We start from the raw sequence: 12,330 nt of genomic DNA, 5'->3' as shown, positions 1-12,330 counted from the left end.
TCGCCCTCGTTCGTCACCGTGAGCGCGACGGTCACCTCGTCGCCCGGCGCGGGCGAATCGGTACGCAGCGTGCGGTCGAGCGACAGGTCGGGGTCCGGCGCGCGGTTGGCGTGCCGGTAGCCGACGTAGGCCACCCCGACGACCGAAGAGAGGAACACCGCCGGGTCGGAGACGACGACGCCCGCGGCGCCGGCGAACAGCGCGAACACCAGTCCCACCTCCGTCCGCGCGGGGCCGGAACGGCGGTCGTCGGCGCTCACCGACGCTCACCGCCCTCGAACGACGCGTCCGACGGAGCCCGCTGGCTTCGGGGTCGCCGGCCGCCGTCGGCCTCGGCTTCGACCCGTCGAGTCGGCCGCTGGTTCCCACCGGAGGTCGACTCCGCGGACGGCGTGGACGCCGACACCGCATCGGTGGCGTCGCGCGCGTCGGCGTCCGGTCCGTCGCCGTCCGCCGATTCGACGGCCGAGAGTTCGGCTCGGAGGTGGCCCGTGTCGCCGTCCCGGACGGCGAGAATCGCGGCGACGGTGGCGCGGACGGCGCGTTCGGTTCGCTCGCCGGCCGCCCAGTCGCGGACGCGAGTCCGGAGCGGTCGGCGAATCGCGTCGTCCTCCGCGAGGTACGCCCGGGCGCGGGGTCGGTCGGTCCACCGGCCCTCGGCGACGAGTCGTGCGGCCGCCTGGCGGGAACAGCCCGTCGACTCGGTGACGGCGTCGACGGCCGCCGCGCGGAGCGTCGCGTGCGCCCGCCGCTGATGCCGACGCCGACGCCACTGCTCGTCGGCGTCCGCGGAACTGGCCGCGCCGTTCACGTCCTCGCCGACGACGCGGCGGACGTCGTGGACGGCGACTTCGGGCGGCCGTGACGGGAACCGCACGGTCGGCCGTCGCTCCCGCCGGTCCGCGTCGTCCTCGTCGTCGGTCAGGACGCGGAGGCCGTACAGACCCGCCAGACCGGCGGCGACGACGACGAGCGACGAACTCGCGAGCGGCGAACTCGCGAGGCCGACGACGAACGTCGGCACCAGCCACCCGGGGAGGACGGCGAGGACGGCCCCGAGGAGCGACGCGGCCGCGAGGCCGACGAGGGCCCGACGAGGGGTGAGCCACGGCGGCGTCACGCGTCGTCACCGCCGTCGAGGAACGCGCGAATCCGGGCGAACGCGTCCCGGACGCCCGGGAGTCCTCGCGGCCCGACGCGCCGCCGTAGCGGACGCGTTCGAACGCGCGAGTCAGTCGTCGAACGGCCGCCTCGGGGGCCGGCGGCGACGGCGGCGCGGGCGTACTCGCCGGGCGTCGCCGCGCGCCGGTTGCCGACGGGGACGCGGTCGGCCATCAGCGCCCACGCCTCCTCGACGGTCCGAGGGGCCGGGTCGTCGTCCGTCGCGTCGTCGGTGGTCGTCGCCGTCGCGGCGTCGTCGTCGCTCGCCGACGCCGCCGACGCCGAGAGAGGCCCCCCGACCCCGCGCGGCGGAGGCCGCCGAACAGGGCCGAGAGCCCGCCCTCGAACGCGCGGGGCGGGAGGTGGCGACGGTGCCGAGACCGCCCCCGAGGACGGCCAGCGTCCGACCGCCGCCGCGGAGGAGGCCACCCGCGAGGACGCCGGCGGCCGCCGCGGCGTCGCCGGCGACGGTGCCGACCCGGTCGAGGAGGGCCGGGAGAGACGCCGACAGGCCGACGACGAACGAGGTAGTCCGTCGCGGGACGGCCGCCAGGAGCGACCGGAGGTTCGTCTGGAACCGGCCGACGGGGAGGCCGGCGAACGTCCTCCCCTCGTCGAGACGCGGACCGAACGCGAACAGGAGGAGTCCGACGGCCGGCGTTCCGAGGAGGAAGAACAGGCCGGTGAGAGCCCCGGCGAGGCCGCCTCCGTCGCCCGACCGTCCGTCGGGGCCGGGCGTCTCCGTCGCCGTCGGTGTCGCCGTCGCGGTGGGCGTCGCCGTCTCGTCGCCGTCGTCTGCTGTCCCCGCAGTCTCGGTCGGCGCGGCGGGCGACGGCGTGGTCCCGTCTCCGACGGCGGTGTCCGGCGGTCCGCCGTCGGCGTCCGAGAGGCCGTTCCCGCCGCCGAGACCGGTCGGGTAGGAGCCGAACCCGGCCGTCGGGAACAGCGACCCGCCGAAGAGGACCACGACCACGCAGAGGAGGGCGAGGGCGGCGCGTGTAGGGTCGCGTGACACGGGAGACGGTGGGGGGTAGATTGGTAAAGTCCTTGTCCTCTCCGGGAAACATTTATCCCTCCTCTCACGACCATCGAACCGAGATGCCGCCCTCCACTCCGAACCGCTCCGCCTCGGGCGACGGCGACCCGACGCCGGACGCCGCCCTCGCCGGCGAGATGGCCGCGACGCTCGCACTCGTCGTCGCCGTCGACGTCGCCGCCGTCACCGTCTTCGCGTACCTCCTCGCGCCGTGGGTCGAACCGCTCCTGCCGCCCGGCGCGTCCAGCGTCCTCGTCGGGGGCATCGTCGTCTGCGCCGTCACCGCCGTCGCCCTCGTCGGCCACCTCGCTACGCGGGGCGCGGCGTCCTCGACGCCGTCGGCGCGGAACGAGTGGGCGACGCCGCACGTCCCGAACTCCGCGCCCGACTCACCCGTCTCGCCGCGCAGTTCGGCCTCCGACCGCCCGCACTGGCCGTCGTCGAGAGCGACGTGCCGAACTCGCTCGCCGTCGGCGGACCGCGCGCTGCCACCGTCGTCGTCAGCAGGGGCCTGCTCGACGCCCTCGGCGCGGACGAACTCGACGCCGTCCTCGCGCACGAACTCGCGCACGTGAAGAACCGCGACGCGACGGTGATGACGCTCGCGACGGCTCTCCCCGCCCTCGCCAACGGTGAGTACTCGGTCACGGAGTCGGTGCTCCCCGACGGCGGGGCGGGGACCCTCCTCGCCGGCGTCGGACTGGTCGGCCTCTACGCGGCCGCCGTCCCGCGACTCCCCGGACCCGCGCTCTCGGCGTCCTCGCTCGGCGGGTTCGCCGTCGTCGTCGTCGGCACCGCACTCCTCGGGAGCGTCCTCCTCGGCCTCCTCGCGGCGCCGGCCGTCGTCCTCACCCGCCGCCTGTCGCGGCGGCGCGAACTCGTCGCCGACCGGGCGGGCGCGCGGGCGACGGGCGACCCCGCGGCGATGGCGAGTGCGATTCGGGCGCTGGCGGACGTCGACCGGACCCGACGTGACCTGCGCGCCGCGTCGCCGACGCTCCGGGGCCTCTGTTTCCTGCCGCACGGGTTCGGAACCGACGGCGGCGACGACGGCGACGCACACGGCCGCGACGCGGACGGTAGTGCGGCCATCGCCGCGCGGACGCATCCCTCGGTCGCGGAGCGACTGTCGAACCTGCGCGCGGTGGCGGCGTCGCTGGAAGGACGGTAAAGTGAAGAGGAAAAGAGAGCGGGGAGCGACCGCGGCCGGTCGCGGTCAGTTCGTCGTGTAGTTCGACTCCGTCTTGGACTCGGGGGGTTCGACGCCCTCGGCCGCCTCGGCCGTCGTCGTCTCCTTCTCGATGTCCACGTGCCAGCGGTCCACCTCGTCGTCGTACTCGCCGAGGCGACTGCTGACGTGCGACTTCAACTCGTCGTCGTTGACGTTCACCTCGAAGATGAACGTCACGTCGCCCTCACCGCGCGTGGACTTCTGGATGTTCGCGCTGATGAGTTCGTTGTCGAAGTAGTACGGGGCGAGTTGGGTCATCACCTTCCGGTAGACGGTGTCTTCGACCTTCCGCAGGGCCTTTCGGCCGGCGGAGTCGGCCGCGCGGGCGACGTAGCCGATGGACTCGCTCCAGCGTTCGACGGCGCCGTCGCTGTCGCCCTCGTCCACCTTCTGGTACGACTCGGACAGTTTCTCGCCGGCGGTCTGGAGGTCCTCGTTCGGGTCCTTCCCCGCCTTCTCGCCCTGCCCTTCGCCGACGCTGGCCTGCGCGGCCGTCTTCTCGTTGACGTCCTCGTTCAGCCGTTCGTGCGCCTTGGGGCGCCACTCGTCCCACTCCTCGAAGGCGTCGCTGTCCACGCCCGCCTCGCGGAGGGCGCGCGTGATACGTTCGCCGTGCTCGACGACGTCACCCCACGACCCCCGCGTTTTGAAGCCGGAAACGCTCTCTTCCATCTCGATGGCAGGTCTAAGTTCGGAGGGCTATAAAACTCTACTTGCGTGTTGGTTCTCTGTCACACGTCGACGGGCGACACGAGACGCGTCGTCACCGACGGCCGTAGACCAACCGGGTGGCGGCGCCGTCGAGGCGCGAGACCAGTCGGGACGCCCACGCGGCGGGCGAGGTGGTCCGCAACTCGCGGTCGGACAGTTCGATTCGGCCCCCGTCGAACGGGTTCGACCCCTCGCTGCCGTCGTCTGCGGCGTCCACGACGGTGGACATCGCACATCGGCCGCAGGACTCGGTCTTCTTCCCGGACATGAGTGCTGTTCACGTGCGGTTGGATGGCTCGCGGCTAAAGTGTTGGGACGGCGTCGCACCGAGGCGCTTTTTTTAGCCGTACTCGCTTGACCCGGTATGGGATATCGTGTCGTGGACTGCGACGAGGTGGAGACGGTCGAGGACCGACCCTGCGAGATGCGACGGCTGTCGGCGGCGGCGGGGTTGGAGCACGTCGCCATCAACCGCTTCCGCGCGGCCCCCGGCGAGCAGGTGCCGCTGGCGTACCACTACCACGAGGAGCAGGAGGAGGCGTTCTACGTCCTCTCCGGCACGCTGTTCGTCGAGACGCCCGCGGAGACGTACGAGGTGCCGGCGGGGGACCTGTTCGCCGTCGACCCGAACAGCCCGCAGCGAGCGTACAACCCCGCGGACGCGACCGAGCCGGTGGAACTGCTCGCCGTCGGCGCACCCGCCGTCTCCGGCGACGCGGTGGCGTACGACCCGGAGGACGCGGCGGAATGAGCGAGGCGGCCGACGACGCCTTCGACCCGAAGGCCGCCGCCGAGGAGGCGGGTATCGACCTCTCGGACGTGCCCGACTGGGAGGACGAGTACCTCGACAGGGTGTCGGACCGACTGCTGTTCAACTACGACCTCGAACGCGGGCGGACGGTCGAGGGCGAGCGGTTCGACCTGTTCGGCGAGATGCGCATCGAGTCGGAGAAGCACTTCTTCCACCCGGCGCTGAACTACGCCAACCACGAGAGCCACGAGTTCCTGTTCGCCCGGCGCGTCGCCCACACCTCCGTCGGCGAACTGGAGCGACTGGTCGAACTCGCCCACGAACTGGCCGACGGCGACGACTGGTTCGTCGCCGACGAGGAACACTACGGCACGGACTTCACGTTCGTCGTCGTCGCCGACGAGATAGCCGACGACGTGCGGTCGTTCGTCGCCGACTTCTCCGACCGCAACCTCATCAAGTTCGGCTACTACGGCCACTACGAGGTGAACCTCGCCGTCGTCGCCCCCGACGAGGAAGACAGCGTCGCGAGCGACGGCGCGGACGTGGCGCAGGCGTTCACCCTCTGGGACGACGTGACCACGCCGAACCGCCGCGGCGTCGTCGCCCGCGTGCTGGACCGTCTGCGGCGCTGAACGACTTCTGAATCCGCCGTCGAAGAGCGATTTCCGAAGCGACGGTCTGAGCCGTCGCTGGCGAACGGCGAAAGAGAGAGGAGGAGGGCTCGGGCGGCGGGTCTCGTCTGCCGTCGCGTCGGCGACGGCTCAGTCGTCGCCCGGCGAGAAGCCGCCTTCGCTGGGGTTCTCGCGGACGCGCTGGATGTTCCGATAGCCCATCACGACCAGCGACAGCGCCAGGTAGATGAGCACGAACGCGATGAGTATCTGGACGACCGCCGACACCATCGCGAACGTCGTCGCCTCGGCCATCCACGCGCTGTCGAGGAACTTCGCGTAGATGTTGTCGTGGATGGCGAGCCACAGCAGACCGATGACGGTGATGGTCACCATGACGACCATCGGGCCGCCGGTGCTGACGAGCTGTTTGGACTCGCTCCAGTTGGCCAGCCACACCGTCGCGGTGAGCAGCGCGAGCGCGGCGAGCAGCTGGTTCGCGCCGCCGAACAGTTGCCACAGCGTCAGCCACGACCCGCTCGTGATGAGGACGTACGCCGGGACGGCCTGCACGACGGCGTTCCCGTAGCGGTCCGCGGCGAACGACTCGACAGAGGACTCGGGCGTGCCGATTATCTCCTCCATCATGTACCGACCGAGGCGGACGGCCGTGTCCGTCGAGGTGAGGAGGAAGCTCACGAGGACGAGCGCCATGAACGGCCCCCCGAACGAGGTGGGGATACCGAAGCTCGTCAGGATGATGCCGCCGCCCGTCGCGAACGTCGGCAGTGCGAGTCCGATGCCGCCGCCGACTTCGGGCGCGACGAGCGCGACGCTGATGAGCGCGACGGTGGCGAGGAGGCCCTCGCCGAGCATCCCGCCGTACCCGATGAGGCGCGCGTCGGACTCCTGATTGAGCTGCTTCGAAGTCGTCCCCGAAGAGACGAGCGAGTGGAAGCCGCTGATGGTCCCGCAGGCGATGGTGATGAAGAGCAGCGGGAACAGCGGAGCGCCGGAGCGGCCGATGAAGCCGTAGAACGGTTCGAGATTGGTCACGAGCGGCTGGCTCGAGGTTCCGAGGACGGTCCCGACGATGATGGCGAGCAGCGCCCCGCCGACGCCGGTGTACAGCAGGAACGACGAGAGGTAGTCGCGCGGTTGCAGGAGCACCCACACCGGAAGCGCGCTCGCGAGCGCACCGTAGAGGAGGATGATGGGCACCCACGCCGCGGTGTTCGCGCCGAGCGACCCGGCGGCCGGAATCCACGACCCGCTCCCGCCGAACAGGACGAACGTCGACGCGGGAGCGCGCGACGCCGGTTCGAACAGCGCGAGGGGGTACTGCGTCCCCACCCAGACGCCGACGAACATCGCGGTGACGAACGCCACCGTCCCCGGGATGAACGGGAGGTTCAGCTGGTACAGGTACGCCCCGAGCAGCACGGCCAGCCCGATGTATATCAGGCTCGCCGTGGCCGCCTCGGGGTAGGCGTTGAACACGATGGCGACCACGAGCGCGAACACCGCCACCACGAGAATGATGGTCAGGAACGCGAACCACAGCAGCATGTTCTTGCCGCGTTCGCCGACGTACTCGCCGATGATGTAGCCGATAGACTTCCCCTCGTGTCGGAGGCTGGCCGACAGCGAGACGAAGTCGTGGACGCTTCCCATCAGCGGGTTTCCGATGGCGATCCACGCCAAGGCGGGGACCATCCCCAGACGACCCCCGCGGTTATCGGCCCCACGATGGGCGCTCCGCCCGCGATACTCGAATAGTGATGCCCGAGGAGCACCGGCTTCTTCGCCGGGACGTACTCCTGTCCGTCTTCGTACTTGTGGGCCGGTGTCGCACGACTGTCGTCGAGTTCGACGAACTGCGCGAGATATCTCGAGTAGCCGAGATACCCCACCGAGAACAGCGCTAGCACCGCCGCCACGAGCCAGATGACTTGTACCATGGTGTCGAGCCTCATTCTTGCTCATGGAAAACCGTGACTTAATGCTAACGATTGTTACGTTCGAAACCGCTCGGAGAGTCGCCTCTACCGCGAGAATTCGGCAAAATACGCTCGTTCTCGCCGGCCGGTTTGTGGGAGGTCGTCCACCAACTTCGCTGAATTGTTCCGATTGTCCGAATTTCGCCGGAATAAAAGTCACGAGTCGTGCGGAGTCCCCCCAACGACGCCCGACGTGACCGCTTTTCGGGCAGTCAGGTTCGGGGTTCGACGGCGACGTCGATGTCGAGTTCGTCGGCCACCTCCGCCAGGAAGTCGCCCTTCACCTCCGAGACGCGGGTGACGACTTCGGCGACGACCGGATAGTCGAACGTCTCGCGGAGTTCCCGGAGGCGTTCGCGTTCGGTCTCGACTCTGTCTCGGAGGAAGCGCGCGCCGCGGCCCTCCTCGTGCGGTTCGGGTTCCGGGGTGAGGCGGTTGACCGCGAGGCCGCGAATCGTCAGGCCGTACTCCTCCAAGTCTTCGACGGCGCGGCGCGTCTCCCGGATGGAGAGTTCGTCGGGGTTGACGACGAGGAAGAAGGCGGCGTCCTCCCGGAGCGTCTTCCCGGCGAACTCGAACCGCTCCTTCCGGGTTCGGAGTCGGTCGAGGATGGGGTCGCCCTCCATCACGCGCCGGGGTTCGTTGTTGCCGATGGCCGCCTTCTCGTACAGGTCGATGGACTTCTCGCGCTTGTAGACGAGTCGGTCTATCCAGCCCTCCAGCAGTTCCGGAAGCGAGAGGAGGCGGAGGGTGCCGCCCGTCGGCGACGTGTCGAAGACGACCCGGTCGAACTCCTCGGCGGACCGCATCACCTCGATGAAGCGGTCCATCAGGGCCGCCTCGTACGCCCCCGGCGTCTGGTGGGCCATCTCTATCTGCCGGTCTATCTCGTTGACCATCGCGGGACTCACCTGGTCGCCCATCGCCCGCTTGGTCTCCATCAGGTGCCGTTCCACCTCGGTGTCCGGGTCCACCTCCATCCCGTAGAGGTTCTCCTCGCCCTCGACCGCCCGCGGGTCGTCGTCGAACTGCTGGTCGAACACGTCCGAGGTGCTGTGTGCGGGGTCCGTGGAGACGACGAGGGTTCGGAGGCCCTCGCGGGCGCACTTCAGCGCGTACGCCGACGACATGGTGGTCTTTCCGACGCCGCCCTTACCGCCGAAGAAGACGAACTTGCGCATCGTCAGAAGTGGTACTGGTGCCCCTTGCGTTCGAGAAGCGACCCGCGGTCCCACATCCGCCGTTCCCACGCCTCGAACTCGTCTTCGAGGTACGGCAGGAGTTCGGCGGTGTAGTAGGAGACGGGACTCGGGATGCCGAACGCTCGGGGAAACACGCCAGCATGAACGCGTCCTCCTGGTCTTCGGCCTCCTGCTCTATCTTCTCGTACGCCGGGTGCGAGATGAGTCCGTGGTAGAACCCGCGAAGCCACTCCGCGACGGCCTCCCGGTACTCGGCGATTCGGTCCGCAAGTGTCATTGATTCACGTACCCCCTCGGCCGCGGAAAAGGGTATCGCTCACGGACGACGCGCGGGTTCTGGGTCGTCCGCGCCGGAGACTGCCGGTCGTCTCGACGGCCTGGCAGTTCGGCGCGGAAGGGTCGGGCGCGACACACGGCCGGCGTTCGGGCGAGAGGCGGTCCGCGTTCCGACCAACTACGCCGACTGTCACGTCTGAGCGAAGTTCACTGACGCCGCGACCGCCACTTTTGTCGTCGGGCCGTCACGTCTGCGCATGAGTTATCAGCGGTCGCTCGCGGTGGTCGCCGTCGCACTCCTCCTCGTCGTCGCCGGGTGCGCCGGTACCCTCGGAGCGGCGACGGACGGGACGGGAGCGACGGCGCAGACGGACGCGCCGCAGGCGTCTCCGACGCCCGTCCGAGACACCGAGTCGTCGGCGCTGCGGACCGGGACGGCGCGGAACGGGACCGCGGCGAACCTCACCGGGGCGACGAACGGGACGCTCGAAGTGCACTTCGTCCACGTCGGGCAGTCGTCGAGTACGCTGCTCGTCGCGCCGAACGGCGAGACGCTCCTCGTCGACACCGGCGACTGGCGCGACGACGGCCGCCACGTCCTCCAGTACCTGCGGGCGAACGACGTCACCCGCATTGACCACCTCGTCACCTCGCACGCGGACGCCGACCACGTGGGCGGGCACGCCGCCGTCGTCGAGTACTTCGAGACGGAGGCGGACGGCGTCGGTGCGGTGTACGACTCCGGCATCGTCTCGTCGTCCGAGACGTACGGCCGGTACCTCGACGCCGTCGAGGCGCACGACGTGCCGCTCTACCGGACGGGCGCGAACGACACGATTCCGTTCGGCGGCGTCGAGACGCGGGTGTTAGCGCCGCCGGCGGAACCGCTGGCAGACGGCCAGCGGAACGAGAACAGCGTCGTCCTCGCCGTCGAACACGGCGGGCACGAGTTCCTGTTCCCCGGCGACGGCGAGAACGAAGCCGAGTCGTACCTCGTCGGGCGTTACGGCGCGGCGCTCGATTCGACGGCGCTGGCCGCCGGCCACCACGGGAGTCGGTCGAGTTCGAGCGAAGCGTTCCTCGACGCGACGGCGCCCCGCGTCGTCGTCGTCTCCAGCGCGTACGACTCGCAGTACGGCCACCCGCACGACGAGACGCTCCGGCGACTCGCGAACCGGTCGGTTCCGACGTACTGGACGGGGACGCACGGCGACGTCGTCCTCCGGAGCGACGGCCGCAACCTGAGCGTCTGGACGCAGCGAAACGCGACGACGAACGCGACGCGACTCCGGTCCGCGCCGCCGGTCGAACCCGAGGCGAACGGGTCGGTGTCGTACCGCCGGTACTTCGTCGCCGCGAACGACAGCGAGGCGAACGAGTCGGTCGTCGGGACGCCGCAGACGGCGATGCCGACGCCGACGCCGGAACCGACCGCGACGCCGACTGCGACGCCGGTGCCGACTGCGGCGGTCACTTCGACGCCCGCGTCGCCCTCCACCGTGACGGATGCGCCCACAGCGGGGACGCTGTCGCTCGTCGAGGTGCACGCGGACGCGTCGGGCGACGAGTGGGACAACCTGAACGACGAGTACCTCGTCTTCACGAACGCGGGCGACGCCGCACTCGACCTCTCGGGGTGGACGGTGCGCGACGAGGCGGACCACACCTACCGGTTCCCGGACGGCGTCACGCTCGACCCGGGCGCGTCGGTGACGCTCCACACCGGGGCCGGGACGGATAGCGCGACCGACCGCTACTGGGGGTCGGGTGCGCCCGTCTGGAACAACGGCGGCGACACCGTCGTCGTGACCGACGACGAGGGGACGGTCGTCCTCAGGGAGACGTACTCGTGAGCGACCGAACCTACGGCGCCGTCCTCGACCGGTTCGAGGACGAGCGCGCGGTGCTGCTGCTCGAAGCGGACGGTACGACGACGGACGAACTCGTCGTCCCGACGGCGTTGCTCCCTCCCGAGGGTCGGCACCAGGACGCGCGGTTCACCGTCTCGGTTCGCGGGAGCGACCGGACCGAAATCGCGTACGAACCGGCGGAGACGCGTCGGCGGCGCGAGTCGGCCCAGCGCCGGTTCGACCGGCTCTCGGAACCGCTCTCGTCGGACGACGCCGGCGGTGCGGGCGGCCGAGACGGCGACGAGGACGACTGACCCCGCGTAGCGGCCGTCGCGTTCCGCGTCGGCGAGTCCGTGCGTTGATATACCGTGACGAACCAATCGCGGTTATGGGTCTGGGCACGACGGACGCGACGCCGGTGACGGTTCTCAGCGGCAGTCTCGGCGCGGGGAAGACGACGCTTCTGAACCACATCCTCCGGAACGCCGGCGACAGGGACATCGCCGTCCTCGTCAACGACATGGGCGAGTTGAACGTCGACGCCGAACTCGTCAGCGAGGAGTCGGAACTCTCCGTCGCCGACGGCACCGTCGCGGAACTGTCGAACGGGTGCATCTGCTGTGAACTCCGCGACGACCTCGAAACCGCGGTGGTTCGCCTCGCCCGCGAACGCGACTTCGACCACCTCGTCGTCGAACCCTCCGGCATCAGCGAACCCGCCCCGGTGGCCCGCCTGTTCACGGGCGGGTCGCCGGCGGCCGCGCAGTACGACGTGGACGCCGTCGTCGCCGTCGTGGACGCGCGCCTGTTCGCCGACACGTTCGACGGCGACGGCGCCCCCGAGAAGACGGTCGCCGAGGGCGGCGAAGGGGAACGGCGGCCCCTCTCGGACCTCCTGGTCGAACAGGTGGAGTTCGCGGACGTCGTCGTCCTCAACAAGTGTGACCTCGTGACCGAGGCCGAACGCGCGCGGGTGGAGTCGGTCGTTCGCGCCCTCCGGCCGGACGCCGACGTCGTCGCCGCCGAGTACGGCGAGGTACCGATAGACCGCCTCCTCGGCGTCGGCCTGTTCGACCCGCAGACCGCCGCCGAACGCGCCGGCTGGAAGCGGGTGCTGGACGCCGAGGAATCGGCGGACGACGCCGACGGTGGGCACGGTCACGAGGCCGAGGACCGCGGACACGAGGGGCACGACCACGAACACGGCGAACACGAACACGGCGGACACGCCGACCACGACCACCAGCACTCCCACCCCGAGGAGGAGTACGGCATCGACTCGTTCGTCTACCGCCGTCGGCGGCCGTTCCACCCCGGCAGAGTCGCCGCCGTCCTCGCGGACCTGCCCGACGCCGTCGTCCGTGCGAAGGGGTCGATGTGGGTCGCCGGCCGCGAGGACGCACACCTCACCTACAGTCAGGCCGGCCCGTCGCGTACGCCGAGGTCACCGGCCGGTGGGTGGCGAGTCTCCCCGAGTTCGAACAGGACGCCTACCGGC

11 protein-coding genes and 4 pseudogenes are annotated in these 12,330 nt (G+C 70.4%); 6 read left to right on the top strand and 9 right to left on the bottom strand.

Annotated elements, in window-relative coordinates:
* The 4 genes and pseudogenes from GJ632_RS13315 to GJ632_RS23835 all read right to left on the bottom strand — a co-directional run.
* A pseudogene (locus tag GJ632_RS13315) lies at positions 1–260 on the bottom strand (DUF58 domain-containing protein); the annotation flags it as partial.
* The gene (locus GJ632_RS13310; RefSeq protein ID WP_191453217.1) at positions 257–1,120 is read right to left on the bottom strand and encodes a hypothetical protein; all 864 of its coding nucleotides are present in this window, start codon (positions 1,118–1,120) and stop codon (positions 257–259) included. The pseudogene GJ632_RS13315 and the gene GJ632_RS13310, both read right to left, overlap by 4 nt.
* A gap of 111 nt (positions 1,121–1,231) precedes the next feature.
* Complete coding sequence (locus tag GJ632_RS13305) at positions 1,232–2,176, bottom strand: DUF4129 domain-containing protein (protein ID WP_197427996.1); 945 nt, start codon at positions 2,174–2,176, stop codon at positions 1,232–1,234.
* Positions 2,177–2,240: 64 nt separating this feature from the next.
* Entirely contained in the window at positions 2,241–2,384 is a 144-nt protein-coding gene (locus GJ632_RS23835; protein WP_231751551.1) for a hypothetical protein, read from the bottom strand.
* Positions 2,385–2,408: 24 nt separating this feature from the next.
* Here GJ632_RS23835 and GJ632_RS13300 point away from each other — a divergent pair, with 24 nt between their 5' ends.
* Positions 2,409–3,368 carry a M48 family metalloprotease gene (locus tag GJ632_RS13300; protein WP_343161175.1) on the top strand — a complete coding sequence of 320 codons (960 nt, stop codon included), beginning with the start codon at positions 2,409–2,411 and terminating at the stop codon, positions 3,366–3,368.
* A 45-nt stretch (positions 3,369–3,413) separates the two neighbouring features.
* On the opposite strand, the gene GJ632_RS13295 is transcribed toward GJ632_RS13300, so the two are convergent.
* Together GJ632_RS13295 and GJ632_RS13290 are read right to left on the bottom strand one after the other, a co-directional pair.
* Positions 3,414–4,100 carry a DUF5828 family protein gene (locus GJ632_RS13295; RefSeq protein ID WP_089803740.1) on the bottom strand — a complete coding sequence of 229 codons (687 nt, stop codon included), beginning with the start codon at positions 4,098–4,100 and terminating at the stop codon, positions 3,414–3,416.
* Between the two features lie 91 nt (positions 4,101–4,191).
* On the bottom strand, positions 4,192–4,368 hold the full coding sequence (locus GJ632_RS13290) for a hypothetical protein (RefSeq protein WP_394351807.1): 177 nt from the start codon (positions 4,366–4,368) through the stop codon (positions 4,192–4,194).
* Positions 4,369–4,503: 135 nt separating this feature from the next.
* Between GJ632_RS13290 and GJ632_RS13285 the strand changes: the two genes are divergently transcribed.
* Together GJ632_RS13285 and GJ632_RS13280 are read left to right on the top strand one after the other, a co-directional pair.
* Positions 4,504–4,890: a cupin domain-containing protein gene (locus GJ632_RS13285; protein ID WP_089803742.1), complete on the top strand. Its 387-nt coding sequence runs from the start codon at positions 4,504–4,506 to the stop codon at positions 4,888–4,890.
* Entirely contained in the window at positions 4,887–5,525 is a 639-nt protein-coding gene (locus GJ632_RS13280; protein WP_089803743.1) for a hypothetical protein, read from the top strand. The genes GJ632_RS13285 and GJ632_RS13280 overlap by 4 nt, the downstream gene beginning before the upstream one ends.
* Positions 5,526–5,654: 129 nt before the next feature.
* Here GJ632_RS13280 and GJ632_RS13275 read toward each other — a convergent pair.
* The 3 genes and pseudogenes from GJ632_RS13275 to GJ632_RS13265 all read right to left on the bottom strand — a co-directional run bounded on the left by GJ632_RS13275 (position 5,655) and on the right by GJ632_RS13265 (position 8,983).
* A pseudogene (locus tag GJ632_RS13275) lies at positions 5,655–7,465 on the bottom strand (carbon starvation protein A).
* 251 nt (positions 7,466–7,716) lie between these two features.
* On the bottom strand, positions 7,717–8,685 hold the full coding sequence (locus GJ632_RS13270) for an ArsA family ATPase (protein ID WP_191453215.1): 969 nt from the start codon (positions 8,683–8,685) through the stop codon (positions 7,717–7,719).
* A 2-nt stretch (positions 8,686–8,687) separates the two neighbouring features.
* A pseudogene (locus GJ632_RS13265) lies at positions 8,688–8,983 on the bottom strand (hypothetical protein).
* A 256-nt stretch (positions 8,984–9,239) separates the two neighbouring features.
* Between GJ632_RS13265 and GJ632_RS13260 the strand changes: the two are divergent.
* The 3 genes and pseudogenes from GJ632_RS13260 to GJ632_RS13250 all read left to right on the top strand — a co-directional run.
* The gene (locus GJ632_RS13260; protein WP_191453214.1) at positions 9,240–10,835 is read left to right on the top strand and encodes a lamin tail domain-containing protein; all 1,596 of its coding nucleotides are present in this window, start codon (positions 9,240–9,242) and stop codon (positions 10,833–10,835) included.
* Complete coding sequence (locus GJ632_RS13255; RefSeq protein ID WP_343161174.1) at positions 10,832–11,146, top strand: DUF3006 family protein; 315 nt, start codon at positions 10,832–10,834, stop codon at positions 11,144–11,146. The genes GJ632_RS13260 and GJ632_RS13255 overlap by 4 nt, the downstream gene beginning before the upstream one ends.
* Before the next feature lie 80 nt (positions 11,147–11,226).
* Positions 11,227–12,330: pseudogene (locus GJ632_RS13250) on the top strand (CobW family GTP-binding protein); the annotation flags it as partial.

This window comes from Halogeometricum sp. CBA1124, from assembly GCF_009741955.1.
GTDB lineage: Archaea > Halobacteriota > Halobacteria > Halobacteriales > Haloferacaceae > Halogeometricum > Halogeometricum rufum.
This window is presented reverse-complemented; position numbering and strand designations above follow the sequence as displayed.